Here is a 26,544-nt window from a genome sequence, read left to right on the forward strand (position 1 = left end):
CCTGGAGAAGACATGCCTCACACCACCTTTCGGCGCAGCCATGCCCTGGCCGCGACGCTGCTCGCGGTCGTCCTGACCGCCAACACGGCCTGCGGCGACGACGCGCCGGGCACGAGCGCCAGCGGCTCGATAAAGATCGGCCTGCTCGCGTCGCTGTCCGGGACGTACCAGGCGGTCGGTACGGAGATCCGCGACGGCTTCCAGCTCTACCTGGACACCCACGACGGCAAACTCGGCGGTCGACGGGTCGACCTCGTCGTCGCCGACGAGGGCAACGGCGCCCAGACCGCGGTGCCGGCAGCGACGAAGCTGCTCAAGCAGGACCGGGTGTCCGCGCTCACCGGCATCGTCGGTGGCGGCTCGGTCGCCGGAGTCACCCCGCTGCTCGACGAGACCAAGGTGCCGCTTGTCGGCTCCAACGGGCGACCGGAACTCAAGGACGTCTCCCGGGTCTGGCACACCTCGTACCTCTCCGACGAGCCCGGGGCGGCGATCGCCCAGCACGTCCGCGACAACGTGCAGGGCTCGGTGTACGCGATCGGCCCGGACTACCAGGGCGGCTGGGACGAGCTGCGCGGGTTCACCGACGCGTTCGGAAAGATCGGCGGGAAGCTCGCCAACGACGACGGCAAGACCACCTTCACCCCTTTCCCGGCCACCACCAACTTCACCCCGTACTTCGCCCGCATCAAGGCCTCCGGTGCCGCGGCCGTCTACACGTTCTACGCCGGCAGCGCCGCCGTCGACTTCGTCAAGCAGTACGCGCAGTCCGAGATCAAGGACGTCCCGTTGTACGCGGCCGGGTTCCTCACCGAGGGCGGCGTGCTCAACGCGCAGGGCGAGGCCGCGCGGGACGTCTTCTCGGTGCTCAACTACTCGCCCGACCTGGACAACGCGGAGAACCGCGCCTTCGTGGCGGCGTGGAAGGCCAAGCACGACGGCTCACCGACCACCTACGCGCTCGCCTCGTACGACGCGGCGGCGGTGCTGGACCGGGCGATCGGCGCCGCCGGGAGCAACCCGACCCCGGAGGCCATCAACACGGCCATCGGCCAGCTCGGCCAGATCGCCAGCCCGCGTGGCACCTGGCAGTTCTCCACCGCCACGCACTCCCCGGTGCAGAAGTGGTACCTGCGGCAGGTCCGCCAGGACGGCCGGGCGCTGTCCAACACCGTCGTGGGTGACCTCGCGACCGTCGGCCGGTGACCGCGGTGGCGGCCGGCCTGAACCGGATCGACCCGTACCTGATCCCGGCGCTGGACGGGGTCGCCTACGGGCTGCTCGTGTTCGTCGCCGCGTCGGGTCTGGTCTTCTGCTTCGGCGTCGCCAACATCCTCAACCTGGCGCACGGCCTGCTCTACGCGATCGGCGGCTACACCGCCGCGGCGCTGCTCGACGGTGGCTGGGCCAGCCTGGCGTTGGCGTTGGTGGTCGGTGTGCTGGCCGCCACCGCGGCGGGTGCGCTGGTGGCCGGGCTGCTCACCCCGGTCGCCACCGGCAACCACCTGGGTCAGGCGCTGCTGACGTTCGGGGTGGCACTGGCCGGCGGCAGCCTGCTCGTCGCCGGCTTCGGCCCCGACGATCCGCGGGTCCAGGTGCCGGCCGTCCTGGAGGGGTCGGTGGTGCTCGCCGGGCACCGCTACGCCGCGTACCGGCTGGTCTTCATCGTCGTCGCGGCGGTGCTCGCCGCCGCGCTCTACCTGGTGGTCCGGCGCACCCGGGCCGGGATGCTGGTCCGCGCGGCCGTCGACGACCCGGAGATGGTCGCCTGCCTGGGCGTGAGTCCCGCGCGGATCCGCACCGGTGTGCTCGCCGCCGCCGGCGCGCTGGCCGGCGCGGCCGGGGTCCTGGGCGCGCCGATCATCGGCCCCGGCACGGACACCGCCGACACCGTGCTGCTGCTGTCCCTGGTGGTCGTCGTCCTCGGTGGTCTCGGGTCGATGGGGGGCACCCTGCTGGCGGCGCTCGCGATCGGCGAGATCCAGACGCTGGGAGTGGCGCTGCTGCCGTCCGCCGCGCCGTTCCTGCTGTTCACGGCCATGGCGGCGGTGCTGGCGGTGCGGGCCCGAGGCCTGGCCGTGAACTGGAGGGCGGCATGAGGGACGCGGTGGTTCGGCGGGCGCGCGGCGCCGTCGCGGCGCTCGTCCTGGTCGGCCTGGTCGTGGCGCCCTGGGTGGTCGACGACTACACCACGGCGATCCTCGCCCGGACGCTGGCGTTGGCCCTGGTCGGGGTGAGCGTGGCCCTGCTCACCGGCGTCGCCGGCATGCCCACCCTCGGCCAGACCGCGCCGTACGCGGCGGGCGCCTACGCCTGCGCCGTGGTGGGCAGCCGGATCTCCGACGTCGGCGTCGTGCAGGTCGCCGTCGCGGCCGCCGCCGGGGCGGTGCTGGCCGCGCTCACCGTGCCCCTCGTCGTGCACGCCCGGGGGGTGATCGTCCTGATGATCACGCTCGCCATCGGTGAACTCGCCGTCACCGTCCTCGGCCGGTGGCGGTCGGTGACCGGTGGCACGGACGGGCTGGCCGGCATCGCGGCGGTCCGCCCGTTCTGGGGGCTCCCGCCGCTCGCCAGCGACCAGGCGCGTTACCTGTACGCGCTGGTCGTCGTCTCCACGCTTGTCGGCGCGGTGCTGGTGCTGCTGCGGACCCGCGCCGGGTTGCTGCTGCGCGCCGCGCGGGACGACGAGACGCGGCTGCGGGCCAGCGGGCACCGGGTGCCGCTCTACGTGTCCGGCGCGCACGTCGCCGCCGGGGCGATCGCCGGTGCGGCCGGCTCGCTCCTGGTCGTCGCCCAGCAGTACATCTCCCCCGCCGACTTCGGCTTCGACACGTCCGCGCTGCTGCTGCTCGGTGTCGTCATCGGTGGCACCGCCTCGGTCGGTGGCGCCCTGGTCGGCGCGGCGCTGGTCATCGCGGCCCGGGACTGGTTGTTCGGGGTGCTGCCCGGCCACGCGCCACTGGTGCTGGGGGTGCTGTTCGTGGCAACGGTCTACCTGCTGCCCAGCGGCGTCAACCGGGCCCGGGGCAGGCTGCGCCCGACGGACGCCCCGGCACCCCAGCCGGACCCGTCCGTCGCCCAGGAACAGGCCACCGTCGGGGAGCTGCGCCGATGACCAACCTGCTCGACGCCCAGGAGGTCAGCGTGCGGTACGGCTCGCTCGCCGCGCTCGACGGCGTGGACCTGTGCGTGCACGACGGCCAGCGACACGCGCTGATCGGCCCGAACGGAGCCGGTAAGACGACCCTGCTCAACGTGATCGGCGGGTCCACGAAACCGCAGCGCGGCACGGTGCGGTTCGACGGGCGGGACATCGGCCGGCTCGGCCCGGCGACCCGGGCGCGGCGGGGCATCAACCGCATCCACCAACGCCCCGCGGTCTTCGCGACGCTCACCGCGACGGAGAACGTGGTGGTGGCCGCGCTGCCGCGGGTCATCCCTCAGCGCAGGTGGTGGCCGGGCGGACGCCGGCGCGACGCTCAACACCGGGCCGGTCCACTGCTGGACCAGATGGGCCTCGCCGATGTCGCGGCGGTGCCCGCCGGGCACCTCGCCCACGGGCAACGACGCCAGTTGGAGATCGCGATGGCCCTTGCCGGTCGCCCCCGCCTGCTGTTGCTGGACGAACCGGCGGCCGGGCTGTCCGCCGTCGAGGTCGGCCGGCTCGTCGAGCTGCTCCAGGCACTGCCCCGCGCGGTCGCCGTGTTACTCGTCGAACATCGACTCGACCTGGTGTACGCCCTGTCGGACACGGTGACCGTGCTGCGCGACGGTCGCACGTTGGCCGCCGGGACGCCGGACGAGATCCGTACCTCGCCGCTGGTGCGGCAGGCCTACGCCGACGGGGTGGCCTGATGTTGTCGGTGGATCGGCTGTGTGCCGGCTACGCCGGAGGGATGGTGCTGCACGAGGTCAGCCTGCGGGTACGCCCGGGCAGCATCCAGGCCGTGGTGGGCCGCAATGGTGCGGGCAAGAGCACGCTCGTGCACACCATCGCCGGACTGGTACGTGCCTCCAGCGGTCGCGTCGAGATCGGCGGCGTGCACGTCGCCGGCCGACAACCGCATCGCATCGCCCAGTCCGGCGTCGGCCTCGTCCCGCAGGGCCGACGGGTCTTCTCCCGGTTGACCGTGGCCGAGCACCTGCACCTGGCGGCCGCGCCGTGGCGGGCCGCTGCCCCCGGTGGCGAGGGCTGGACGGTGGCCCGGACCCTCGAACTGTTGCCGAGGTTGGCGGTGCGGCTGCGACACCGTGGCTGCGAACTCTCCGGCGGCGAGCAGCAGATGCTGGCGATAGCCCGGGCTCTCCTCGGACAACCACGGGTGCTGCTGCTCGACGAACCGTGTGAGGGTCTCTCGCCCGATCTGGCGGCGCGGGTCCGCGAGCTCGTCAACGGTCTCGCCGCCGACGGTCTGACCGTGCTGCTCGTGGAGCAGCAACTCCAGTACGCGATAGAGCTCGCCGACCGGGTGGCGGTGCTGGAGTACGGCCGGGTGGTCTACGACCGGCCGACGGCCGAGGCTCGCGCCGACCCGGCGCCGCTCACGGCGATGTTGAGCGTCGCCGCCGCCCCGGCACCCCCACCCAACCGAGCGGCCCCTCGGCTCTGGGCCGACACCCCGTAGTCACCCTTCTCGGAGAGGTAGACACCCATGACAACCGCGACGAGCGATGGCGCGTACACGTTCGACAACGGCGCACCCGACGCCGTTCCCCAGATGCACGCGCTGGAGTCCTTCCTGGACCCGATCACGACACGTCGACTGGCCAGCCCGGTGCTGCGACCGGGCGCGACCTGCTGGGAGGTCGGGGCGGGTGGCGGCTCGATGGCCCGGCGGATCGCCCGCGCGACCGGCGACCAGGGCCACGTGCTGGCCACCGACATCGACCCCACGCACCTCACGGCGGAGGGCAACCTGCACGTACGCCGGCACGACGTACGCACCGAACCGCCGCCCGGGGACGCGTTCGACCTGATCCACGCGCGGCTGGTGCTGCTGCACCTCCCCGATCGACGACGGGTCCTGCGCACGCTCACCGGCGCGCTCGCGCCCGGCGGGTGGCTGGTGGTCGAGGAGTTCGACTGCACCGCGCCACAACGGGTGCTGACCGCGCCCAGTGACGACGCCGCGAAGCTCTTCGCGCAGGTGATGGACGCCATGATGGGTGTCCTGGAGGACCACGGCGCCGACCTGGGCTGGGCGCAGGACGTGCACACCGAGATGGCCCTCGCCGGGCTGACCGACGTGGACACCATCACCCACTCGCAGAGCTGGGCCGGCGGGTCGACCGGCACGTCGCTCTACGAGACCAACTCCCGCCAACTGGAGCCGGATCTGCTGGCGGCGGGGCTGTCGCCCCAGCAACTGAACGCCTTCCGGCGGCTGCTGCGCGACCCCGGGTTCGCCGCCATGTCGTACCACTTCGTCTCCACGCGGGGTCGCCTGCCGAGCTGAGCAGGCGGACACCGCGCGGAGAGCGGTCGCGCCGTCCGTAGCTGTTCCGCCGCAGCACCTCCCCCCGCTGCGCAGCGGACAGCGCTACGGAGGCACCGACCGCACCGGCCGGGCTCCCTCCCCAGGAGCCCGGCCGGTCTGCGTCCGTGCCCGGCATCCCTGGAACAGCGCAGACGGTACGTACTGCACTCGCGCCGGCTGGATGAACAGCGAGCGTCGCGCGACGGCGTCACCGCTCGGGCCGAGCTGGTAGCAGTCGATCCAGGCCCATCCGTCGTAGGTGATCCAATCAAGGACCCTGATGACTCGTACGGTGATGGGGTGCAGGAACTGAACGCTGACAGCTCGGTCCAGCCGCAGCATGTCACCTGTCTTCATGCGGCTTCCTTGCGCGCCACACCTTCAGCGCCCGCCCGGCAGCCCTCAGCTTCGGACAGCCATCGGGCTGGCAGCGCGGGCACGTACCGCGATTGTGGAGGTCGACGACAAAGCCGGCCATGATCACGGTGAACGGGGGTTCCGGGCGAGGCTGCTCAAGCATCATGCCGACCGCTAACCGCATCCGGGTGGTCGCCATCTCCGGTTTCCAGGGGCGGCGCAGGAGTACCGCACGCCACGACCTGGTCAGCGGAGCGGACGACCACATCGATCGGCTCATCAGGTCTCTGGAACCATTTCCATCGGCGCACGGTGGGCCTTCCCTCGCTTCTGAGAGACCGGCACGGGCGCCTACCCCTAGGTCACTCTCCGTGCCGGCCTGATGCCACATTATGACCTGTCTGTGCAGCCTGTCTATACAGGTTGATCGCGTGTCGTGGCATGAAGGCAGACTCAGGAAGATCGGGAGTACGGTGACCAACGTGCCTACCCCGCACCAGCAGCCCCGTCGATACCGTCAGGTGGCCGACGAGCTACGCCGCCGCATCGAGGATGGCCTCATCCCGCCTGGCTCATTGCTACCCAGTGAGTCGGCATTGATGGTTGACTTCTCAGTCGCACGCGGAACCGTTCGTGAGGCTCTGGCATTGCTGCGTTCTGAAGGCCTGGTGCTGACGGAGGTGGGACGGGGCACATACGCGCGCCCGATCGTGCCGGTGCGCCGGGTGGCCTCAGAGCGGTACCGCAAAGAGCTGGAACAGGTCCGAAGCGGAGAACTCGGCACGTCGTTCACTGTTGACCAGCAGGTGACGTGGTCGGCCTACAGCGTGGATGCGGACTTCCGGGAAGTGCCAGCCAGTGCGGCGGTGGCCGAACTGTTCAACCTGGAGCCGGGAACGATGCTCCTCGAACGTCACTTCCTCTTCCGTACCCATGGTGTTCCGCAACAGATGTCCGTCTCACGCCTACTGCTGGACACGGTCGCTGGCACCCCGGTAGCCGACCCTGCGAACGAGCCTTGGCCCGGTGGCAACACGTCGCAGCTCTACAGCCTCGGGCACACGGTCACCAGCATTCGCGAACGTCCTGCCTGGAGGTTGCCGACCCCGGACGAGACCGAGGCGCTGCGCATCCCTGGTGGAGTGCCCGTGATCGTCATCACCAGGCAAACCTACGTGGACGATTGGGTAGCCGAGGTGGCGCACATCGTGATGCGTGCTGACCGAGTTGAACTGGACTACCTGATCGATCTCAGATAGTCGACCCGCGGAGGAGCGGAGGAATGCGTCCCGGCGGCCAGCCGCTGACGCGCGCCTGATGACGCCGTCCGTCCGTTGGACCTTCATCCACCGATCGCGCCACACGGCCAGACGAACGCATCATGCCAGACCTGGCTCGCTCAACTGCCGCGCAGTCTTGTGGTGAAAGGACACCAACTCCGCAATCGGAATCGCCTTTCGCGACACGACGCTCAGGTCCTTGCCCTCGACGGCCCAGGGCGGCGGCCACGTGTGAATGCCCTCATCAAGGGCCACTCCCGAGACCTCGCCCTCCCAGCCAGGCCAGCGCAAAGTCTCATAGAACCGGGTCAGCGATCCGGAGAGCACGGCGTGTAGCCAGTCGGCATACCCCTGCTCCAGATCCTGCCATCCGAGATCATCTGGTCCGAAGTAGTGGACGGTTGGCGGCTCCCCTGGCTGGGACTGAAACCAAGCAAATTGCCCGCCCAGAACGTCATAACCCACGACCAGTACACCGGCAGCGGGATCCGCCTCGGCGACAATATCCGGCAAGCGGCCGCTACCACTTCCCAACACCCGCAGCCAGCCGTGGTCAACCAACAAGCCGCCTGAATGCTCCGTGACGGCACCTAGCCATGAGCGCGCCGACATCCCAAGCGCTGTCAAGCAGCGCTCAGCCTTGCCCGGGTTCGTAGGCAACACCTCGACGGGATAAGGCGCCACTGCCACCGCTGCGACCACCTCGGGCCACGCCGACTCACTCATACTGAGAGCTTTTCACAGGTCCTGAACTCAGCGTGGAGCATGCCCCCGCACCGGTCCCGGACCGATCAGCGAGACCCGCCGCATTAGGGAGCGCATAGACCGAATAATGCTGCCTCCCAATCGGTGGGGTGCTGTTCGCGGCGCGCCTTCTACGAACGCCTTCGTTCCGCCCCCGCCGAAGTCGTCGGTCCCGGTCCGCAGGGCGGTTCCCGGCAGGGCTTTCGCCTGACCGTGACCTGATCACCCAAGGGCGGCCCAGGCAACGACGTGTGGACAGGCACCCGCGCGGACAGGTGCGAACCGTCCCGCAGGGGACGATGAGGACGACCGTTGGAACGCCGCGTCGACCCTCACCACCCGGCCCACCACCGAGCCGGCCCAGGCTCAGCGAGGCGTCGACTCCTGGTCGGGCAGGACGATCAGGTCGTCGGCGCGGGCCGCCAGCGGTGCCGTCGCCGCGTCGGGCCACACGAGATAACCCACCGGCGGACCCGACGACCCCCACGTGGCCCCGATGATCGTGGCCAACCCCGCGCCGTCCGGCGACCTGCGCAGGCGTACCCGGGTGCCCGGCGCGTGTCCGTCGTCGGCGACGATGAGCAGCGCGTCGAGGACCTGCCGGACACCGGCGACGGGCAGCCCCGGCACGTACGGCTCACCGGCGTACCCGACCCGCGGCGTCATCATCGTGCGGAGGAGCGCGCCCTGCCGGATCGCCTCCTGGCGGACCTGCCAGTCCGTGCTGTGTTCGCAGACGGTCAGCGCCGCCTCGATGATCGGCCAGAGCGCCAGGGGCTCCCGATCGAGTAGCCGGCGGGCCTCGCGATCCACTTCGGCGCAGGCCGTGTCGAGCGCGGTGTCCTCGCCCAGCTCCGCGATCCAGGCGAGGTCCCCCACCTCGGGCAGCAGCCCCGGCGACTCGGCCGCGATCACGATGTACAGCATCGCGAGCAGTTCCACCCGGCCCTCGCCGTGGTAGAGCGATCCCACCCCACTGCCCGTCCGCCCACGGCTGGGCGGGAAGCGCTCGGCGAGGTGCTGCGCGCGACCATGCGGCAGGGTGGCGCCCAGCCGGGTGTCCGACACCCGCTCTTCCAACGACCGCCGCTCACGGCGTTCGACGAGCAGTTGGCGATGCGGGTCGAACCCGATCGGATAGATCGTCCGCCCGTACGTGGCGAGGGTTTCGCCGGGGCGCAGACCCACCGACGCAAGGTGACGGGCAGCCACCGAGTAGGCGACACCGGCCTGGGCGGCGTGTTCCCGGATGGCGCGCTTGCGGGCACGGCCCGGGGTTGGGGTCCGCCGTGGTTGGTGATCGGACATGATGCCTCCGGTGCAGCCCCACGCACTCCACCGAGCAGGCGGCGTGACTGGCACGCCGGGAGTCGACACAGCGGCGCGGAGTCGGAGACTCTTGGCCCCAAGCATGCGGTCGGGCGTGGGCCACCACATCGGGCACGGGCAGGCGCTCTGCCGCCGCCAGCATATCCCGACTTCGACAATCGGCGCGGCCGTCCGAGCGCCGGCCGGTCTGCACGGCGGACGTCGAGTCCACCCTGCGGCCGGCCGACGCCGAGCGGTCACCTCGGGACGTGGAAACGCAGGTGCGTGACGTGTGGCGATTCGATCACCGCGGTGCGTAGGAGTTCGATGTGGTCGGTGCCGAGGTGGTCGAACAGGCGTGTGCCGGCACCGAGCAACACCGGTACGAGTTGGAGGTGGATCTCGTCCACCAGCCCGGCCTTGACGAACTCTCGTCCGGTGGTGGGTCCACCCATGATGAGGACGTTCCGGTCGCCCGCTGCCTGTCGCGCCTGGCGCAGCGTGCTGTGGAGTCCGTCGTCGACGAACGTGAAGACGTCGCTCTTCATCCGCAACGGGTCGCGTGACTCGCGAGTGACCACGAAGCACGGCACCGGGAACGGGGTGTCCTCCCACAGGTCCACACCGACGTCGAACGTCCGTTTGCCGATCACCACGGCGCCGGTCGTGGCATGACGCTCTCGTACCTGCGCGGCGTCGACCCCGACCGGGGTGACGCCGTCTGCGGCCACAGCACGATCCCCGTCAGCCTGGAACAGCCACTCGTGCAGCCGCTCGCCGCCCCTGCCCATCGGTTGTTCGCGGGTGACGTCAGGGCCGGCGGCGAAGCCGTCCAACGACACGCTCATGCTCAACACCGTGCGGCCCATCGGGCCCTCCTTTACCCGTAGACAATCGCCCAGCGGAGCGTCACGCTCCGTCCTGCCAGCGGTAGAGGTCGCGTAGCAGGGAAATCTCGGCGCCGTGATGGATCAGCTCCCTGTTGACGTGCAGGACGATGCCCTCCATGGGGAACCGTTCGGGACCCGCGGTGGGCGGGTTCTCCAGGTCACCGTCCGAGAGCTCGCGGACCCCCGCGTCCCATCTTCCGTACATCTCGTCGAGCTGTTTCAGCGCCTCGTCGGCGGTCCCCGCGTAGGCGAGCGAGTCGGCCTCCTGGCCGTCGAAGTGCCATTCGACCCGGTAGGCCAGGCAGGAGACGATGATGTGCGCCAGCCGCCAGGCAATGGTGGTCACCGGCGCGGGCACCGGGTCGGGGGACGCGGAGTCCATCGTCCACTCCCCTGGACCTGTCGACATCGGCGCGGACGACGTGCCACGTGGACGGATGCTCCAGCAGCCGCGCACCGGCTCCCAGAAGTACTCCTCGTCGGCAAGACCGTCCAGCCGGGGCCGCAGGTTCTTCTGCCAGTGCCGGTCCAACTGGTCCGCGATTCGCTCACTTCTTGTCACTTCCGCAACCTACGCCGTAGCGCTCGTGTACGGGAACGGCCGGGTCGCCGCATTGACCTCGTCCTGACTTGAGGTTCTAGGGTCGCGTTCAGTCGAGCACTCCCAGGAGGCCACCCGTGGCAACCCAGCCCCTGTCCGACGTCGAACTCGCGACCCAGCCCGCCGCGTACTGGACCGGCGTGGCCTACGAGGCACTCATCGCCTTCACGCGGGCCCGGCACGCCGAGTTCGGTTTCACCCAGCCCCAGTTCTGGTTGCTTCGCAACCTGTCCGGCAACGACATCTCGCCGGACGGTCACGGCATGACCATTCCGGAACTCGAGATGGCGATGAGCACCTACCTGAGGTCCGAGGACGATCTGGAGGCCGAGGCCGGCGTTCTGCTGGATCGGGGTTGGCTCACGCGCGACGACCAGCAGCGACTCTGGATCACCGACGCGGGCGAGGCGGCTCGCCTCGACCTCAAGCAGCACGCTCCGGCGATCCGTGCCCGCATCCACCAGGGGATCGCCGACGCCGACTACGTGACGGCCCTGAAGGTGCTCCGGCAGATGATCCGGAACACGGACGGTCCGGCGATCTGACCTGGTACGTGCGCACGCGGCTTGATCGACTCGGTCTTCTTAAAGTCGCGGTGTCGCGGGCGGGTGGATACCGCGTCTTTCGGGAAGTCGAGTCGATCACCGCGCCGGGGCCGGAACCGCCGGTGTCAGCCGGTGTCAGCCGGTGTCGGTGGCGTGTCGGGGCGGTGTCAGCCGCGCCGTGCAGGCTGGGCGCATGACAGCTGACCTGGTGATCGAGGCCGAGGGCCTCGTGAAGACGTTCGGGAAGACGAGGGCGCTACAGGGCGTGGACCTCGCGGTTCCTCGCGGGACGGTGCTCGGGGTGCTCGGCCCCAACGGCGCCGGTAAGACCACCGCCGTACGCATCCTCTCCACCCTGCTGGCCCCGGACGGCGGAACCGCCCGGATCGGCGGTTTCGACGTGGTACGGGACGCCGAGCGCGTTCGGCAGAGCATCGGCCTCACCGGCCAGTACGCCTCGGTCGACGAGGACCTGACCGGGCGGCAGAACCTGGAGCTGTTCGGCACCCTGCTGGAACTGGGGCGCACCGGTGCCCGGCGGCGGGCCGCCGAACTGCTCGACTGGTTCGACCTGACCGACGCCGCGAACCGCCCGGCGAAGACCTACTCCGGCGGCATGCGGAGACGACTGGACCTGGCCGCCAGCCTCGTCGGCTCCCCCGACGTGATCTTCCTGGACGAGCCGACCACCGGACTCGACCCGGCCAAGCGCGAGGACATGTGGAACGTGGTCCGCTCGCTTGTCGGCAACGGCTCGACGGTGCTGCTCACCACGCAGTACCTGGAGGAGGCCGACGCGCTCGCCGACGCGATCACGGTGATCGACCACGGCCGGGTCATCGCCCACGACACGCCGGACGGGCTCAAGCGGGTGGTCGGCGGGCAGACCCTCGAGGTCCGGCCGACCGACGCGGCGCACCTGCCCCGTACTGCGGAGATCCTGACCCAGGTCGGCTCCGGCGCGACCGCCGACGAGATCCGGAAGGGCGTGCTCGCGGTGCCGGTCAGCGACGACGCGGCCCTGACCGAGAGCGTCGCGCGGTTCGCCGCCGCCGGCATCGCGGTCACCGAACTCTCCCTGCACCTGCCGAGCCTCGACGAGGTGTTCTTCACCCTCACCGGGCGTACGGCATCCGACGACGACACCACCCGCCCCACGGAGGTCGCGGCATGAGCACTCTGATCGACACGGCACCCACGAAGAGCCGCGCACTGTCGACGACGGCCCCGAACCCGCGGCCGTTCCGGCTGGTCCGGCACTCGTTGGCGCTCGCCAAACGCAGCCTGATCAAGACCTGGCGTACGCCCGAAGCGCTCATCGACGTCACCCTGCAACCGGTGCTGTTCCTCATCATCTTCGTGTACGTCTTCGGTGGCGCGGTCGCCGGATCGACCCACGACTACCTGCAGTTCCTGCTGCCCGGCATCCTGGCGCAGACCATCGCCACCGGCGCCATCGCGATCGGCGTCAACCTGAACACCGACATCGCCAAGGGCATCTTCGACAGGTTCCGGTCGTTGCCGATCCCCCGCTCCGCACCACTCGTCGGGGCGGTTCTCGGCGATGTCGTCCGGTACGTCATCGTCACGGTGTCGACTCTCGCGATCGGTTACGTGATGGGTTTCCGGATCGAGACCGACCTGTTCCGGGCGGTCGCCGGGTGCCTGCTCGCGGTGCTGTTCGCGCTCTGCCTGAGCTGGCTGCCGGTGCTGGTGTCGATGAAGGTGCGGACCGCGGGTGCCGTGCAGGGCGTGATGTTCGCGCTGATCATGCCGCTGAGCTTCGCGTCGAACGTGTTCGTCGGCGCGGACACCCTGCCCGGCTGGATGCAGGCGTTCGTGGACGTCAACCCGATGACCCACCTGGTGGCATCGGTACGCGGACTGTTCCTCGGCACCCCACTCGGCAACCACGTCTGGTGGACGCTCGCCTGGTGCGCCGGCTTCGTGGCGGTGTTCATGCCGCTGGCGCTGCGCGCGTACCGCAAGAAGATCTGACCTACGCGAGCAGGTCGTCCATCAGCTCGCGGATCCGGTTGACGGCCGCGACGGGTGGCCGCTCGCGCCACGCGGCCAGCAACGGCTCACGCTGCTCCTCGTTCCCGAGGATGGCGTTGAGCCGTTCGCCGTTCTCAAAGGGGAAGAACATCTCGATCTGGGTGCCGATCCGCTTCGCGAGCACGGCCAGTTCGCGGGCGGTGTCGGCGTCACCCCGGTACGCCGCGAGTTCCGCGCCGCCCGACGCCCACGCCCCGATCACCGGCAGGTCCCGCGAGGTCAGCGCGTCGTCGCGGGCGAGCGACAGCATCGCGGCCGCCTGGACGGTGACGTCGGTGCCCGACACCCGCCCGGCCTGGGCCACCCGCAGGTAGATGATCGCCGCCGTGGCCCGGAGCATCACGCGCGGCTGCGGGTGCGGCCCGACCCAGCCGGCGAGGACGCGCATCACCTCGTCGGCGTGGGCGAGCGTCTCGTCGTAACGCTGGCGTTGCCAGGCGAGATGCGCCAGGCCGAGCAACGCCTGCGCGGCGTCGATCTGCTCGGCCTGACCCAGCGCGGCCGTCTCGCCCAGTCGCCGCTCCGCGTCCGCGTCGCCGGTCAGGGCCAGCTGCACGTCCAGCCGGACCCGGATCGACCGCGCGTCCTGCGTGGCGCCGACCAACTCCATGTGGTGCACGCTGCGGGTCAGCCACTCGGCCGAACGGGCATCCCCGCTCGGGACGAGGAACTGCCCGACGGCACCGGCCGCCATCGCCATGCCCCAGTGGTCGCCGGCGGCCTCGAAGCGGTGGTACGCCTGCTCGGCGTCGCCGATCGACGCCTCCGGCAGGCCGCCGTTCTCCCGTACCGCCGCGCGCGCGAACAGCCCGAGCCCCTGCACGTACGGGTCCGGGTGCGCGACCATCTCGGTCGCGCTCTTCAGGCTCTGCTCCACATCGGACGCGTCGAAGCCGGGCAGCGCCGACGCGAGGGCGGTCAGTCGCGACGACACCTCGGCGGGACGTTCGGCCAGCAGCGTCCGCAGCGCCCGGCGGGCGAGCACGGCGGGCCGCAGGTCGGCGCTGACGCCGGCGTTGACGCTGATCACCACGCACATCCAGGCCAGCCGCTCGGCGTTGGGCAGTGGCCGGCCGCTGGCCGTGCCGCGCAGGATCGCCGAGCGCGTCCGTCGCTGCGGGTCGTCGATGTGCAGCAGCCCGCGCGCCCAGGCCAGCACCTCCAGGTGCAGGCCCCGCACCGACCAGAGGTGGAACAGCGCGGTGGCGACGTCGACGGCGGCGGGCTCGTCGTCCGCTCCCATCGCCCACCGCAGGCCCGCGACCAGGTTGTCCTGCTCGGCGGCGCACCGGTGCAGTGCCTCGACCTGGCCGGGGCCGATGAAGTGGCCGGCCAGTGCGACGGCCTGCTCCCGTGCCCAGCTGACCAGGCCGGCCATCGCCTGGTCCCGGTCACCTGCCGCGTCCAGCCGGGCCTCGCCGTACTCACGGACCGTTTCGAGCATCCGGTAGCGCGGCGGACCGTCCCCCTCGACCAGGGTCAGCAGGGACTGTTCGACGAGGGTCGCCAGGCCGCGACGGACGTCCGGGGTCTGCGCGACGGCGGCGGCGAGGTCCGCGGTGAACGGCGCGGGGATGACCGCGACCCGCTGGAGCAGGTGGCGGTCGTCCGCGGCGAGCAGTTCCCTGCTCCAGTCGACCAACGCCCACAGGCTCGCGTGCCGCTCCGGCAGGCCGCGCAGGGCGTCGTCGAGCAGCGCGAACCGGTCGGACAGGCCGGCGAGCACGTCGTCGATCGGCATGTGCCGCAGTCGCGCGGCGGCCAACTCGAGTGCCAGCGGCAGGTTGTCGAGGCGGTGACACAGGGCCAGCACCCGCTCGGCGTCCCAGGTCGGCACGGCGCCACCAGCCCGGGCCCGGGACTCGACGAGCGCGAGCGCGTCGCTGTCCGGCAACGCGGTCAGCCGGTGCACCACCTCGCCGACCAGGCCCAGTGGGGCGCGGCTCGTCGCGAGCACCGCGACCTCGGGGGACGTCACCGCGACGAGGTCCGCGACGACGGCCGCCACCGCGTCGAGCACGTGCTCGCAGTTGTCCAGCACCACCAGCCCGTCCAGGTCCGGCGCCACCGCGCGCAGCCGCTCCTCGGGGTTGAGCACCCGCCGCTCCAGACCCAGATTGCCGCCGGTCGCCGTGGTGTCCGCACCGCCGAGCGCGGCGAGCACCGTGGGCAGCACCTCGTCGGGCGAGCGCAGGCCAGCGAGTTCGATGACGCGCACCGAGCGCCCGGCCGCGGCGGCGCGTCTCGCCACCTCGGCGGCGAGCCGGGTCTTGCCCGCCCCGCCGGTCGCCACGATCGTCACGACAGGTGTCTCGGCGAGCGCGTCGGTGACGGCCCTCAGGTCCCGCTCCCGCCCGACCAGAGGGGCCATGGGACGGCGCCACGCGGTGGGCAGCGTGATCCGCGCCGGTTGCCGGGGCGGCGCCGCGACGGGCGCTGCGGTGAGTTCACCGCGCAGCAACGCCAGGTGGACGCTCGTGATCACGGGCGACGGGTCGGTGCCGTACCGGTCGGCCAGCTCGGCGCGCAGCCGCTCGACCACCTCCAGCGCCTCCGCCTCCCGCCCCTGGGCGGCGAGCCCCCGGACGAGCAGGGCTGCCGACGGCTCGTCCGGGGGCGTACGCGCGACGAGCCGGCCCAGGTCGACCTCGTCGAACGAACCCACACCGGCGAGTGCCGCCTGGGCGCGCAGCGCCGTGACATCCGCGAAGAGGCGCGTGTCCTCGCTGGTGACCAGCTCCGGGACCTCGGGGAACAGGGCACGCGCCTGATCGGCCAGGCCGCGGGCGGACCGGACGTCGCCGCAGTGGAACACGGTCCGCGCACGGTCGACGAGCGCGCGCGCCTCGACCGCGTCGACGGTGACCTCCTCGGCGGGCAGCCGGTATCCGCCCGGCACCGCGACCACGGGCAGCCCGAGACGACGAACCCGGGACACGAGCGCCTGGACGGCGCCTGTCGCGTCGTCGGGTGGCGTGCCGTCCCAGACGGCGTCCACGAGCAGGTTCACGGAGACCGCTCGCCCACGCGCGTCGACGAGCGCGCGGAGCACCGCCACGAGCCGTTCACCCCGAACGGGCCGGCCGTCGACGGCGAGTGGGCCGAGGGTCGCGATGTGCACGGACCCAGCATCCCTCACGCGCCCACGGGACCGACGACCACCGGTCCGCCCGGCTGTCGACGGGAGCGTGACCGGCTTGACAGGCCACAACGAGGTTAGGTTAGCCTAACCTCATGCAGAACGAGTTGGCGTCGGCCAACGGGGGTCGCAGCCTGTCCGGCGTCGACCTCCGTCTGGGCTACCACGGTGTGCCGGTGGTGCACGGTGCCGTGATCAACCTCCGCGCGGGCGCCGTGACCGCACTGGTGGGGCCCAACGGCAGCGGGAAGTCCACGCTGCTGCGGGCGCTGGCCCGGCTACACCCGATCGAGGCCGGAACCGTGCACCTCGCCGACGGCGTCACGGCCGCCAGCCTCCCGGCCCGCGAGTTCGCTCGTCGGGTCACCCTGCTGGCCCAGAGCAGGCCGGTGCCCAGCGGTGTCACCGTCCGCGACGTCGTCGGGTACGGCCGCCACCCCTACCGGGGGCGCTGGCGGGCGGAGGACCCGCACGGTCCCGCCGCGATCGCCCGCGCCATGGACGTCACCGGCGTCGCGACGATGGCCGATCGCCCCGTGGACGAACTCTCCGGAGGCGAGTTGCAGCGCGTGTGGCTGGCCACCTGCCTGGCCCAGGACACCCCGGTGCTGCTTCTCGACGAGCCCACCACGTTCCTCGACCTGCGTTACCAGGTGGAGATCCTCGACCTGGTCCGGGACCTCGCGAACGACCACGACGTCGCCGTCGGCGTCGTGCTGCACGACCTCAACCAGGCAGCCGCCGTGGCGGACGAGATCGTCCTGTTGCACCAGGGCCGGGTGCGCGCCACCGGCACCCCGGCCACGGTCTTCACCGAGGACGCCCTCACCGAGACCTACGGGATCCGCATCGAGGTGACCACCGATCCGGTCAGCGGACTGGTCACCACCCGCCCGGTCGGGCGGCACCCGATCCGCGCCCTGGTCTGAACACCCCTCATCCTCAGCAGAGAAAGACCGTCATGACCCGTACCCGTTTCACCGCCCTCCTCGCCGTCGTGGCCGCGCTGACGCTCGGCGCCTGCGGCACCACCGAGAAGGCCGCGGCCCCCGAGACCTCCTCCTCGGCGGCCGGCGGCCCGGTCACCCTCACCGACAGCCGCGGCAAGGAGATCACCCTCAAGGCCCCGGCGACCAAGGTCGTCGGGCTGGAGTGGGGCGAGGTCGAGATGCTGGTCAGCCTCGGCGTCATGCCCGTCGGCGTCGCCGACCCGAAGGGGTACGGCACCTGGGTCACCGCCGCGAAGCTCGACCCGAGCGTCAAGGACGTCGGCACTCGCGGTGAGCCCAGCGTCGACTCGATCGTCGCCCTCCAACCCGACCTCATCGTGATGGAGGACGACCGGGGCGCCAACCTGATCAGTCAGCTGGAGAAGTACGCCCCCGTCGTGGTCGCCAAGGGCAGTGACGCCGCCGACAACCTCGGCCGGATGCGCACCGACCTCACCATGATCGCCAAGGCCGTCGGCAAGACCACCGCGGCGGAGAAGCTGCTCACCGACTTCGACGCGGCCATCGCCGACGGCAAGAAGAAGATCGCCGACGCGGGCGCCGCCGGCCGGCCGTTCGCCATCGCCGACGGCTGGAAGGAGGGCAGCACCGTCAGCATCCGGATGTTCGGCAAGGGCGCGCTCGTCTCCCAGATCGGCATCCAGCTCGGTCTCACCAACGCGTGGACCGGCAAGACCGACGAGGTGTGGGGCCTCGGCCAGACCGACGTCGAAGGCATGACGGTGCTCAAGGATCCCAACCTGCGCTTCTTCTACAGCGCATCCGACGGCGACGACGTGTTCGCCAACGGTCTCGCCGGCAACGCCATCTGGAAGGCGCTGCCCTTCGTCCGGCAGGGCAACCTGCACAAGATGCCCAACGGCATCTGGACCTTCGGCGGACCGCTGTCCGGCAAGCAGTACATCGACGAACTCGTCAAGACGTACGCGGTGTGAGCGTGCTCAGCGCACCCCCACGTCCGGAGCCGGCCACCCGGCCGGCTCCGGACGGCCGCCCGGCCGCGCCCCGCGTCGCCGTCGTCTTCGTCGCCGCGACCCTGCTGCTGCTCGTGGTCGGCGCGGTGCACCTCACCCAGGGCACCTCGAACGTCGGCGCCCTGGATCTGCTGCGGCTCGCGACCGGCGCCGACGACGAGACGGCCCGCGTCCTGATCGCCGCCCGGCTGCCCCGACTGCTCGCGGGGCTGGCCATCGGCGTCGCGCTCGGCTTCGCCGGTGCCGCGTTGCAGTCGATCGCCCGCAATCCACTCGCCTCGCCCGACACCCTCGCGGTCAACGCGGGCGCACACCTGGCGATCGTGTCGGTGGCCGCGTTCGGCGTCTCGCTGCCCGCGCTGCCCGCCGGCGGCCTCGCCTTCTGCGGAGGGTTGGCCGCCGCCGGCCTGGTGATGGCGATGTCCTCCGGCGGGCAGGCCGGCACCACCCGGCTCATCCTCGCCGGCTCGGCGACGGCCCTGGCGCTCGGGTCGGTGACCACCCTGCTGCTGCTCCTCTTCGAGCAGGCCACCATCGGCCTGTTCGCGTGGGGCAACGGCTCGCTGGTGCAGAGCGACCTGACCGCGCTGACCCAACTGGCGCCGGTGATCGTCGGCGCCATCGTCGTGCTGATGCTGCTCGGGCACCGCCTCGACATCCTCGCCCTCGGCGACGACACCGCCACCGTGCTCGGGCTCGACGTGCGGCGTACCCGGCTCACCGTCATGGTCCTCGCTGTGCTGCTGTCCGCCGCGGCCGTCACCCTCACCGGTCCGGTCGGCTTCGTCGGCCTGTGCGCCCCGGTGATCGTCCGGCTGCTCGCCCCCGTGGTGCCGGGGGTGCACCGGCACCGCATCCTGCTGCCGCTGTCCGGCATCGCCGGCGTCATCATCGTGCTCGGCTCCGACGTACTGCTGCGCGCCGTCATGGGCGGGCAGGCCGGAGTCGACATCCCCACCGGTGTCGTCACCACCCTGTTCGGCGCGGCGATCCTCATCTGGCTGGCCCGCCGGCACCGCGACGCGGGCCCCACCCGCCGCCCACCCGGCGGGCACGCGGCCGTCCGCTCCGCCGCGTTCCACCGCGGCGTCGTCGCCGTCGCCGCCGTGGTGACCGTCTCCGCCGTGGCGGTCGGCATGCTGGCCGGTGACACCTGGGTGCTGCTGGGTGACGTCGTCAACTGGGTCAACGGCAGCACCGGGCCGGCGTACACCTTCGTGCTGGACCAGCGGTGGCCGCGCGTCGCCGCGGCGGTCCTGGCCGGCGCGGCGCTCGCGGTGGCCGGCACCACCGTCCAGGCGGTCTGCCGCAACCCGCTGGCCGAACCGGGCATCCTCGGCATCACCGCCGGCGCCGGCCTGGGGGCCATCTCCCTGCTCACCTTCGTGCCGCTGGCCGGGGTGTGGGCCGTCTCCGGCGTCGCCGGCCTCGGCGCGATGCTGGCGTTCGCCCTGGTCTACGGCCTGGCCTGGCGCGGCGGGTTGAGCTCCGACCGGCTGGTGCTGATCGGGTTCGGCGCCTGGCAGGGCGGGATGGCGGTCATCACCTACCTGGTCGTCGCCTTCGACCCGTGGAACACCGGGAAGGCGTTGACCTGGCTGTCCGGCTCCACCTACGGCCGGACGCCCATCCAGGTGCTGCCGGTGCTGATCGCCCTGCTGGTGCTCACCCCGGCCGTGGTCGCCGCCCGTCGCGAACTCGACCTGCTGGCGCTGGACGACGACACCCCCCGGGTGCTGGGCGTCCGGCTGGAACGTACCCGGCTGGTCGCGCTCGCCGCGGCGGCGCTGCTCACCTCCACCGCGGTCTCGGCCGTCGGGGTCATCGGCTTCGTCGGCCTGGTCGCCCCGCACGCCGCGCGGGCGCTCGTCGGCGGGCGGCACTCCCGGGTGCTCCCGGCGGCCGCCCTGCTCGGCGCGGCGCTGGTCAGCGTCGCCGACACCCTCGGCCGGACGGTCATCGCTCCGGCCCAGGTCCCCGCCGGCCTGGTCACCGCCATGATCGGCGCCCCGTACTTCGTCTGGCTGCTGTGGCGCTCCCGCGCCGTGGCGAACAACCCCCGGTAGATGCCGGCCCGAGCCCGGAGAGGCACCATGACCGAGACCCTGCCCATCGCGCCCTGGCGCGTGTTCACCGTCAGCGTCCGCGCGGTACGCCGCCTCAGCCCGTCCTTCACCCGGGTGACCTTCACCGGGGCGGACCTCGACCGGTTCGCGGACAACGGATACGACCAGCGGATCAAACTGGCGCTGCCGCTGCCCGGTCAGCGCCGCGCGAGCCTGCCGCACGGCGCGGACTGGTACGCCACCTGGCGGGCGCTGCCGGACCACCTGCGCAACCCGATCCGTACCTACACCGTGCGGGCGGTCCGACCGCACCTGGCCGAGGTCGACGTCGACCTGGTGCTGCACGGCGACAGTGGCCCGGCGACGCGCTGGGCTCGGCGGGCCAGCGTCGGCGACGAGATCGCCCTGGTCGGGCCGGACGCCGGCTTCGACGGCAACCACGGCGGGGTCGAGTTTCGACAGTCGACCGGCGGCGCCCTGCTGCTGGCCGGGGACGAGACCGCCGTGCCGGCGATCAGCGGCATCTGCGAGCGGCTACCCCTCGACGCCCGGGGCACTGTCGTGCTGGAGGTGCCCGACGCCGCCGACGTGTTGCCGCTGGTGACGCCCCCCGGCATCGAGGTGCGCTGGCTGGCCCGGGGCACCGACGGGTACGGCAGCCGGTTGGTGCCCGCCGTCGTCGCCGCGGCCGGGGAGCTGCTGGCCCCCGACGCCTCGTCGGCCGCCCAGCCCGTGCCGGACGTGAACCTGGACACCGAGATCCTCTGGGAGGTGCCCGAGGAGGTGGCCTCGGCTCCGCTCTACGCGTGGCTGGCCGGGGAGGCGGGCGTCATCCGTCACCTGCGCCGGCACCTGGTCGCCGAGCGAGGCCTGGACCGGCGGGCGGTGGCCTTCATGGGCTACTGGCGGCTCGGCCACGTCGACGCGGACTGACCGCGCCGCGAGGCGCACCACGCCGGGCAGCGAGGCGCACCACGCCGGGCAGCCGCGAGGTGCGTCGAATGCCGCAAGGCGCGTACCGTTTCGGGTCGGACTTGGGGTGGACCGGCTGGAGCCGGCACGGGATACGGGACGAGACACAGACGCATGACGGTGGACAACATTACCGAAAACGGTCAAGAGGGCATTGACCGAAGCCGGCTGGAGGCCTGCCTCAGCGTCTTCGAGGCGTTGGAGGAGCTGCCCTCCGACCACCCGGACGTGGTGCGGGTGCAGCGCGCCACCGCCCGGCTCTACAAGGTGATCAAGCAGCGGCGGCGGGAGGAGCGGCGCGACGCCATCCTCGCCGCCGACCGCGCGGTGACGGAGGCCACCGCCACCGGCGCCCCGGGGCGGATCGACGACGAGACCCAGGGCATCCCGCTCGCGTCCTCCGCCGCGGGCGAGACGGCGGGTTTCCTGCACAACGCCCGCGGCTGTTACGTGTGCAAGCAGCGCTACCGCGAGGTGGACGCCTTCTACCACCAGCTCTGCCCGTCCTGCGCCACGCTCAACCGGGAGCGCCGCGACGCCCGTACCGACCTGACCGGCCGGCGCGCGCTGCTCACCGGCGGCCGGGCGAAGATCGGCATGTACATCGCGCTGCGGCTGCTGCGCGACGGCGCGCACACGACGGTGACCACCCGGTTCCCGCACGACGCGGTGCGCCGGTTCGCCGCCATGCCCGACAGCGGGGACTGGCTGCACCGGCTGCGCATCGTCGGCATCGACCTGCGCGACCCCGCCCAGGTGATCGCCCTCGCCGACGACGTCAGCAGCCAGGGTCCCCTCGACATCCTGATCAACAACGCGGCGCAGACCGTCCGCCGGTCCCCCGGGGCGTACGCGCAACTCATCGCCGCCGAGGCCGCGGCCCTGCCGGACGGCCCGCTGCCGGAGCTGATCACGTTCGCCAAGCCGGACGGTCCGGGCGGCCCGGTGGGCAGCCTGACCGCCGGGCCACAGTCGACGGCGCTCACCCCGCACGCGCTCACCGCGCTGGCACTCACCAGCGGCTCCGCCTCGCCGGAGCGGATCGCCGCGTCCACGGCCATCGACGCCGGGGGTCTCGTGCCCGACCTCGACTCGGTCAACAGCTGGGTCCAGCGGGTGCAGGAGGTGGACCCGGTGGAGCTGCTCGAAGTGCAACTGTGCAACGTCACCGCGCCGTTCGTGCTGGTCAGCCGGTTGCGCCCGGTGATGGCGGCCGCGTCGGCCCGGCGTAAGTACGTGGTGAACGTGTCGGCGATGGAGGGCCAGTTCGGCCGCGGCTACAAGGGGCCGGGACACCCGCACACCAACATGGCCAAGGCCGCGCTGAACATGCTGACCCGTACCAGCGCGCAGGAGATGCTGACCGACGGCATCCTGATGACGAGCGTCGACACCGGCTGGATCACCGACGAACGCCCGCACCCGACGAAGATGCGGCTGGCCGACGAGGGCTTCCACGCCCCGTTGGACCTGGTGGACGGCGCGGCCCGGGTGTACGACCCGATCGTCCGTGGCGAGCTGGGTGAGGACCTGTACGGCTGTTTCCTGAAGGACTACGCGCCCTGCGCCTGGTGACCACCCGGTGCGACGAGAAGGAGAGTCATGACAGCCGATCGTGAATCGTGGCCGACGCTCGACGAGCTGCTCCGCGAGGAGGCCGAGCTGGAGCTCGCGGGCCTGTCCGAGACCGACGCGTACGAGCTGGGGCAGCTCGCCGTCGCCGCCGCCCGGGACCAGCGGTTGCCGGTCTCGGTGGGGGTGTGGCGGGCCGGTCGCCAGCTGTTCCACTGTGGCCTGCCCGGGTCGACGGCGGACAACGACGGGTGGTTGCGCCGCAAGGGCCGGGTGGTGATGCGGTTCGAGCACTCCTCGCTCTACATGGCGCGGTTGTGTCACGACAAGCAGGTGACGCTTACCGAGAAGTTCGGTCTGCCGGCCTCCCGGTACGCGGCGGCCGGCGGTGCGGTGCCGCTGCGCGTACGCGGCACCGGCGTGGTGGGCTGGGTCGGCGTGTCCGGGCTTCCCCAGCTGGAGGACCACCGATTCGTCGTCGACATCCTGCGCAAGCTGCCCCGCTAGCGCGGCCGCTCGTCAGTGGGCACGCCGGTTGGCCCGTAGTGCGCCGAGGAGCACGCCGGGCCGGGCCAGCGTGAGTGGGTGTTCCCGCATGGAGACGACCTGGTTGAACCGTCGGGCGATCGCCACGTCGGTGACGGTCGCGGTGATGATCTGGCGGCTGGCCCAGCTGGTGATCCGGTGTCCGCGCGGGTAGGGCCCGTCGACGTGGGGCAGCGCGAGGTCGGCCGTGGTCGACGTCGACCACGCGGCGTCGACCACGACCTTCTGCAACGCGAGGTACTCCCGGGCGGGGGCGGTCAGATCCGGGCGACCGCGCAGGTACGTCGCCAGGCAGGCCGCGTGCAGGGCCGCCGCCGTCATGCCCTGCCCGTACACCGGGTTGAACGAGGCGACGGCGTCGCCCACGCTGACGAGCCCGCCCGGGAAGCGCCGCAGCGCGGAGAATTCGCGCCGTCGACTGTCGGCGTGGTGGTAGGTCTGGACGTCGCCGATCATCTCCTGGTCGGCGACGTCGCCGAACTCGGGGGGGAACTGCTCCCGCAGTCGGCGGACGAAGTCCTCTGCCGTGGCGCCGGGGCGGTTCGCACCGTAGCCGGCCATCATGGCCATCCACCGACCGTCCTCGATGGCGAAGAACGCGGCGCCGGCGACGTCCGAGGCCATCCTCGGGGTGTTCAGCGCCAGGGCGACGGTCGAGGCCGGGGCCGTCGGCGGGCGCCGGAACAGGGCCGTCGCGTAGTTGAGGTGCACGGTCATCCGCCGGGTGGCCGGCCGCTCCCAGCCGGCCTGCTCCAGCCAGGCCGACAGCTTGCTCGACCGTCCCATGGCGTCCACCACGAGGTCACCGCTCTCCACGCCGGGCACCCCGCCGACGTCGCAACGGACCCCGGTGACCACGGTGCCGTCGAACACGAGACCGGTGGCACGGGCGGTGACCGTCTTGACGTTCGGCAGTCGCAGCACCTGTTGCCGGATCAGTCCCTCCAGGAGCGGCCGGCTGCCGGCCAGGCTGTCGGCGTCGTCGGGGACGACGACCCGCAGGCGACCGTCGAGGTAGTTGCGCCGGGACGCGGGTGGCGCCTCGACGGCCCCGCGCGCCAGGGCCTCCTCGCGGAAGCCCGGAAACAGTCGCTCGAACTGGAGGGAGCCGCCGGGCAGCAGCGCGTGCAGCTGCGTCCCCTGGGGTACGCCGGGGCGCGCGCCGCTCACCTGCGGGTCGTCCCGGTCGATGATGACGACGCTGTCGGCGTAGTCGGAGAGCACGCGGGCGGCCAGCAGGCCAGCGACACTGCCGCCGACCACGACTGCCGTGCCCAGTACCGGGGACGGCTGATCCGGGGGCCGCACCGCGTTCAGCTCGGCGAAGATCCGGGCGCGGGAGAGGGGCATCGTGCTCTCCAAGGGTATGGATGGTCGGTCGGTGTGGCGCCCGCCGATCGTTGCACAACCACCGCACATTTACCGAACGTGTCTGCATGGTGACCATCTGTTGGCCGGTGGCGGGGCGTGACCGAGGTTGGAGGGCTCGGTTGGCGCACGTCGATGTCAACTGTCACGATTCCCGGCATGCCCATTGCGCGTCGTACTCTGCTCGGGGCCGGTCTGGCCGTCGCGACCTCCGCCCTCGCCGGCTGCGGTGACGACGGTCCGCCGAAGCCCGGTCCGGGCGATCCCGGCGGCGCGGTGACCGCGACGGACGCCGCCGGAAACCGGGTGGGCTTCGGCTCGGCCGGTGACACCACCGCCCCGTCCGGATCGCCGAGCGCCGCCGCGTCGCCGAGTGGCGGTGCCGTGCCAGCCGGCCAGGCCCGGTACGCGCAGGGCGTGACGGCGCTGCTCCGAAAACACCTCCCCGCCACCTCGCAGACCGTTGCGCACAAGGGCTTCCCCGGTGCGGTCGCCGTCGTCCTGGTCGATGGGAAGACGACCGTGCACACCGCCGTCGGGGAGGCGCTGCGCTACGGCGCGGGCCCGAAGCTTCTTACGGCGAGCCAGCGGGTCGCGATGCGTCCCGACTCCATCTTCGACCTCGCCTCGGTGACCAAGGTCTACACGGCCATCCTGCTGCTCCAGCAGGTCGACAAGGGCCGCGTCGACCTGGGCGCACCCGTCCGTGACTACCTGCCGGGCTTCACCGGAGCCGGCACCGAACGCGTCACCGTCGAGATGCTGCTGACCCACACCAGCGGCCTGCCGGTCGGCGCCAAGGTCACCGGCCTTGCCGACAGCGCCGCCCGCTGGAACGCCGTGCTCACCACCGGGTTGGTCTCCGGCGCCGTGCCCGGGGACACGTTCCGCTATTCCAGCGTCGGGCTCATGGTCGCCGGCCGGATCGTCGAGAAGGCCACCGGTCAGCGGCTCGACCAGGCGCTCAAGAGCAACCTCACCGGCCCCCTGGGCCTGCGCGACACCGGCTTCAACCCCAACACCTGGTTGTCCGGCACCGCGAAGGCCGATCGGCTCGTGGCCACCGACGCCCGCTCGTCGCGGGGCCTGCTCCGGGGCACCGTCCACGACGACGTCGCCAACCACCTCGGCGGCATCGCCGGCCACGCCGGCATCTTCGCGACCGCCACCGATCTCGCGGTCATCGGCCAACTGCTCCTCGACGGGGGCACCCACCAGGGCAAGCGGATCCTCGCCGCGGCGACCGTGCGCCGGATGCTCACCAACCAGAACGCCGGGAAACCCGCGGTCGACCCGGAGCGACCCAACCGGACCGCCGCGCACGGCCTCGGCGTCGTCCTCAACCAGAGCTGGTTCATGGGCCGACTCGCCTCGGCCCGGACCTTCGGCCACACCGGCTTCGCCGGCCCCTCGCTCCTGGTCGACCCCAACCGCAAACTCGTCCTCGCCCTGCTCACCAACCGCGCGCACCCCAACTGGAGTTGGGCCAATCCGGATCCGGTCCGGGCCGCGGTCGGCGACCTGCTCGCCAGAGAGGTCAGCTGACCACGGGCGGCAGGTATGGACCGCCGAACCTCACCCTGACACGATACTTGCGCTAGCAGTGCAAATACTTCGTCTCGTACGGTGGAGGACCG

At 71.8% G+C, this 26,544-nt stretch carries 24 protein-coding genes; 17 read left to right on the plus strand and 7 right to left on the minus strand.

Annotation, left to right across the window (positions count from 1 at the left end):
* The first annotated feature begins 12 nt into the window (after positions 1-12).
* From AB0O48_RS15650 to AB0O48_RS15675, 6 genes are read left to right on the plus strand one after another with little or no spacing between them, the layout of a single operon-like run.
* The gene (locus tag AB0O48_RS15650) at positions 13-1,206 is read left to right on the plus strand and encodes an ABC transporter substrate-binding protein (RefSeq protein WP_365066080.1); all 1,194 of its coding nucleotides are present in this window, start codon (positions 13-15) and stop codon (positions 1,204-1,206) included.
* On the plus strand, positions 1,203-2,099 hold the full coding sequence (locus tag AB0O48_RS15655; RefSeq protein ID WP_365066083.1) for a branched-chain amino acid ABC transporter permease: 897 nt from the start codon (positions 1,203-1,205) through the stop codon (positions 2,097-2,099). Before AB0O48_RS15650 ends, AB0O48_RS15655 begins: the two co-directional genes overlap by 4 nt.
* Positions 2,096-3,115 carry a branched-chain amino acid ABC transporter permease gene (locus AB0O48_RS15660; RefSeq protein ID WP_365066085.1) on the plus strand — a complete coding sequence of 340 codons (1,020 nt, stop codon included), beginning with the start codon at positions 2,096-2,098 and terminating at the stop codon, positions 3,113-3,115. The genes AB0O48_RS15655 and AB0O48_RS15660 overlap by 4 nt, the downstream gene beginning before the upstream one ends.
* The gene (locus AB0O48_RS15665; RefSeq protein ID WP_357239726.1) at positions 3,112-3,855 is read left to right on the plus strand and encodes an ABC transporter ATP-binding protein; all 744 of its coding nucleotides are present in this window, start codon (positions 3,112-3,114) and stop codon (positions 3,853-3,855) included. Before AB0O48_RS15660 ends, AB0O48_RS15665 begins: the two co-directional genes overlap by 4 nt.
* Positions 3,855-4,625 carry an ABC transporter ATP-binding protein gene (locus tag AB0O48_RS15670; protein WP_365066090.1) on the plus strand — a complete coding sequence of 257 codons (771 nt, stop codon included), beginning with the start codon at positions 3,855-3,857 and terminating at the stop codon, positions 4,623-4,625. The genes AB0O48_RS15665 and AB0O48_RS15670 overlap by 1 nt, the downstream gene beginning before the upstream one ends.
* Before the next feature lie 27 nt (positions 4,626-4,652).
* Entirely contained in the window at positions 4,653-5,456 is an 804-nt protein-coding gene (locus AB0O48_RS15675; RefSeq protein ID WP_357239732.1) for a methyltransferase domain-containing protein, read from the plus strand.
* An 84-nt stretch (positions 5,457-5,540) separates the two neighbouring features.
* Here the strand turns inward: AB0O48_RS15675 and AB0O48_RS15680 are convergent, their stop codons facing one another.
* Positions 5,541-5,834: a hypothetical protein gene (locus AB0O48_RS15680; protein ID WP_357570314.1), complete on the minus strand. Its 294-nt coding sequence runs from the start codon at positions 5,832-5,834 to the stop codon at positions 5,541-5,543.
* A gap of 473 nt (positions 5,835-6,307) precedes the next feature.
* Between AB0O48_RS15680 and AB0O48_RS15685 the strand changes: the two genes are divergently transcribed.
* Positions 6,308-7,093: a GntR family transcriptional regulator gene (locus tag AB0O48_RS15685; RefSeq protein ID WP_365066094.1), complete on the plus strand. Its 786-nt coding sequence runs from the start codon at positions 6,308-6,310 to the stop codon at positions 7,091-7,093.
* A 120-nt stretch (positions 7,094-7,213) separates the two neighbouring features.
* Here AB0O48_RS15685 and AB0O48_RS15690 read toward each other — a convergent pair whose 3' ends face one another.
* The 4 genes from AB0O48_RS15690 to AB0O48_RS15705 all read right to left on the minus strand — a co-directional run bounded on the left by AB0O48_RS15690 (position 7,214) and on the right by AB0O48_RS15705 (position 10,618).
* Positions 7,214-7,840, minus strand: coding sequence for a DUF2625 family protein (locus AB0O48_RS15690; RefSeq protein WP_365066097.1), 627 nt, complete (start codon positions 7,838-7,840; stop codon positions 7,214-7,216).
* Between the two features lie 384 nt (positions 7,841-8,224).
* Positions 8,225-9,166 carry a hypothetical protein gene (locus tag AB0O48_RS15695; protein WP_365066100.1) on the minus strand — a complete coding sequence of 314 codons (942 nt, stop codon included), beginning with the start codon at positions 9,164-9,166 and terminating at the stop codon, positions 8,225-8,227.
* Between the two features lie 257 nt (positions 9,167-9,423).
* Positions 9,424-10,035, minus strand: coding sequence for a dihydrofolate reductase family protein (locus tag AB0O48_RS15700; protein ID WP_357239737.1), 612 nt, complete (start codon positions 10,033-10,035; stop codon positions 9,424-9,426).
* 40 nt (positions 10,036-10,075) lie between these two features.
* Positions 10,076-10,618: a DinB family protein gene (locus AB0O48_RS15705; RefSeq protein WP_357239740.1), complete on the minus strand. Its 543-nt coding sequence runs from the start codon at positions 10,616-10,618 to the stop codon at positions 10,076-10,078.
* 116 nt (positions 10,619-10,734) lie between these two features.
* Between AB0O48_RS15705 and AB0O48_RS15710 the strand changes: the two genes are divergently transcribed.
* The 3 genes from AB0O48_RS15710 to AB0O48_RS15720 all read left to right on the plus strand — a co-directional run bounded on the left by AB0O48_RS15710 (position 10,735) and on the right by AB0O48_RS15720 (position 13,200).
* Positions 10,735-11,202: a MarR family winged helix-turn-helix transcriptional regulator gene (locus AB0O48_RS15710; protein ID WP_357570321.1), complete on the plus strand. Its 468-nt coding sequence runs from the start codon at positions 10,735-10,737 to the stop codon at positions 11,200-11,202.
* A 193-nt stretch (positions 11,203-11,395) separates the two neighbouring features.
* Complete coding sequence (locus tag AB0O48_RS15715; RefSeq protein ID WP_357239746.1) at positions 11,396-12,376, plus strand: ATP-binding cassette domain-containing protein; 981 nt, start codon at positions 11,396-11,398, stop codon at positions 12,374-12,376.
* Positions 12,373-13,200, plus strand: a complete 828-nt coding sequence (locus AB0O48_RS15720; RefSeq protein ID WP_357239750.1) for an ABC transporter permease — start codon at positions 12,373-12,375, stop codon at positions 13,198-13,200. Before AB0O48_RS15715 ends, AB0O48_RS15720 begins: the two co-directional genes overlap by 4 nt.
* A 1-nt stretch (position 13,201) precedes the next feature.
* Here AB0O48_RS15720 and AB0O48_RS15725 read toward each other — a convergent pair whose 3' ends face one another.
* Positions 13,202-16,381, minus strand: a complete 3,180-nt coding sequence (locus AB0O48_RS15725; protein WP_365066106.1) for a BTAD domain-containing putative transcriptional regulator — start codon at positions 16,379-16,381, stop codon at positions 13,202-13,204.
* Between the two features lie 113 nt (positions 16,382-16,494).
* Here AB0O48_RS15725 and AB0O48_RS15730 point away from each other — a divergent pair, with 113 nt between their 5' ends.
* From AB0O48_RS15730 to AB0O48_RS15755, 6 genes are all read left to right on the plus strand, one after another.
* A complete protein-coding gene (locus AB0O48_RS15730; protein WP_357239756.1) occupies positions 16,495-17,328 on the plus strand; it encodes an ABC transporter ATP-binding protein in 834 nt (277 codons plus the stop codon).
* A 32-nt stretch (positions 17,329-17,360) separates the two neighbouring features.
* Complete coding sequence (locus AB0O48_RS15735) at positions 17,361-18,344, plus strand: iron-siderophore ABC transporter substrate-binding protein (RefSeq protein WP_365066110.1); 984 nt, start codon at positions 17,361-17,363, stop codon at positions 18,342-18,344.
* 2 nt (positions 18,345-18,346) lie between these two features.
* Positions 18,347-20,449 (plus strand): iron ABC transporter permease, encoded by a 2,103-nt coding sequence (locus AB0O48_RS15740; RefSeq protein ID WP_365066113.1) that lies wholly within the window; start codon positions 18,347-18,349, stop codon positions 20,447-20,449.
* Between the two features lie 27 nt (positions 20,450-20,476).
* The gene (locus AB0O48_RS15745) at positions 20,477-21,382 is read left to right on the plus strand and encodes a siderophore-interacting protein (RefSeq protein WP_365066115.1); all 906 of its coding nucleotides are present in this window, start codon (positions 20,477-20,479) and stop codon (positions 21,380-21,382) included.
* Between the two features lie 153 nt (positions 21,383-21,535).
* Positions 21,536-22,996 (plus strand): SDR family NAD(P)-dependent oxidoreductase, encoded by a 1,461-nt coding sequence (locus AB0O48_RS15750; RefSeq protein WP_357570325.1) that lies wholly within the window; start codon positions 21,536-21,538, stop codon positions 22,994-22,996.
* A 27-nt stretch (positions 22,997-23,023) separates the two neighbouring features.
* Positions 23,024-23,500 (plus strand): heme-degrading domain-containing protein, encoded by a 477-nt coding sequence (locus tag AB0O48_RS15755; protein ID WP_357239770.1) that lies wholly within the window; start codon positions 23,024-23,026, stop codon positions 23,498-23,500.
* Positions 23,501-23,512: 12 nt separating this feature from the next.
* Here AB0O48_RS15755 and AB0O48_RS15760 read toward each other — a convergent pair whose 3' ends face one another.
* The gene (locus AB0O48_RS15760) at positions 23,513-24,889 is read right to left on the minus strand and encodes an FAD-dependent oxidoreductase (protein WP_357570326.1); all 1,377 of its coding nucleotides are present in this window, start codon (positions 24,887-24,889) and stop codon (positions 23,513-23,515) included.
* Positions 24,890-25,066: 177 nt separating this feature from the next.
* On the opposite strand from AB0O48_RS15760, the gene AB0O48_RS15765 reads away from it, so the two are divergent.
* Entirely contained in the window at positions 25,067-26,452 is a 1,386-nt protein-coding gene (locus AB0O48_RS15765; protein ID WP_357239776.1) for a serine hydrolase domain-containing protein, read from the plus strand.
* The last annotated feature ends 92 nt before the right edge of the window (positions 26,453-26,544 follow it).

Source organism: Micromonospora sp. NPDC085948 (assembly GCF_040686315.1).
Classification (GTDB): domain Bacteria; phylum Actinomycetota; class Actinomycetes; order Mycobacteriales; family Micromonosporaceae; genus Micromonospora.

What these genes read in the sequence shown, in the direction of transcription:
- AB0O48_RS15650 (WP_365066080.1), top strand. Translation starts at nt 13, where the DNA reads ATGCCTCACACCACCTTTCGGCGCAGCCATGCCCTGGCCGCGACGCTG.
- AB0O48_RS15660 (WP_365066085.1), top strand. Translation starts at nt 2,096, where the DNA reads ATGAGGGACGCGGTGGTTCGGCGGGCGCGCGGCGCCGTCGCGGCGCTC.
- AB0O48_RS15665 (WP_357239726.1), top strand. Translation starts at nt 3,112, where the DNA reads ATGACCAACCTGCTCGACGCCCAGGAGGTCAGCGTGCGGTACGGCTCG.
- AB0O48_RS15670 (WP_365066090.1), top strand. Translation starts at nt 3,855, where the DNA reads ATGTTGTCGGTGGATCGGCTGTGTGCCGGCTACGCCGGAGGGATGGTG.
- AB0O48_RS15675 (WP_357239732.1), top strand. Translation starts at nt 4,653, where the DNA reads ATGACAACCGCGACGAGCGATGGCGCGTACACGTTCGACAACGGCGCA.
- AB0O48_RS15680 (WP_357570314.1), bottom strand. Translation starts at nt 5,834, where the DNA reads ATGAAGACAGGTGACATGCTGCGGCTGGACCGAGCTGTCAGCGTTCAG.
- AB0O48_RS15690 (WP_365066097.1), bottom strand. Translation starts at nt 7,840, where the DNA reads ATGAGTGAGTCGGCGTGGCCCGAGGTGGTCGCAGCGGTGGCAGTGGCG.
- AB0O48_RS15695 (WP_365066100.1), bottom strand. Translation starts at nt 9,166, where the DNA reads ATGTCCGATCACCAACCACGGCGGACCCCAACCCCGGGCCGTGCCCGC.
- AB0O48_RS15700 (WP_357239737.1), bottom strand. Translation starts at nt 10,035, where the DNA reads ATGGGCCGCACGGTGTTGAGCATGAGCGTGTCGTTGGACGGCTTCGCC.
- AB0O48_RS15715 (WP_357239746.1), top strand. Translation starts at nt 11,396, where the DNA reads ATGACAGCTGACCTGGTGATCGAGGCCGAGGGCCTCGTGAAGACGTTC.
- AB0O48_RS15720 (WP_357239750.1), top strand. Translation starts at nt 12,373, where the DNA reads ATGAGCACTCTGATCGACACGGCACCCACGAAGAGCCGCGCACTGTCG.
- AB0O48_RS15730 (WP_357239756.1), top strand. Translation starts at nt 16,495, where the DNA reads ATGCAGAACGAGTTGGCGTCGGCCAACGGGGGTCGCAGCCTGTCCGGC.
- AB0O48_RS15735 (WP_365066110.1), top strand. Translation starts at nt 17,361, where the DNA reads ATGACCCGTACCCGTTTCACCGCCCTCCTCGCCGTCGTGGCCGCGCTG.
- AB0O48_RS15745 (WP_365066115.1), top strand. Translation starts at nt 20,477, where the DNA reads ATGACCGAGACCCTGCCCATCGCGCCCTGGCGCGTGTTCACCGTCAGC.
- AB0O48_RS15750 (WP_357570325.1), top strand. Translation starts at nt 21,536, where the DNA reads ATGACGGTGGACAACATTACCGAAAACGGTCAAGAGGGCATTGACCGA.
- AB0O48_RS15755 (WP_357239770.1), top strand. Translation starts at nt 23,024, where the DNA reads ATGACAGCCGATCGTGAATCGTGGCCGACGCTCGACGAGCTGCTCCGC.
- AB0O48_RS15760 (WP_357570326.1), bottom strand. Translation starts at nt 24,889, where the DNA reads ATGCCCCTCTCCCGCGCCCGGATCTTCGCCGAGCTGAACGCGGTGCGG.
- AB0O48_RS15765 (WP_357239776.1), top strand. Translation starts at nt 25,067, where the DNA reads ATGCCCATTGCGCGTCGTACTCTGCTCGGGGCCGGTCTGGCCGTCGCG.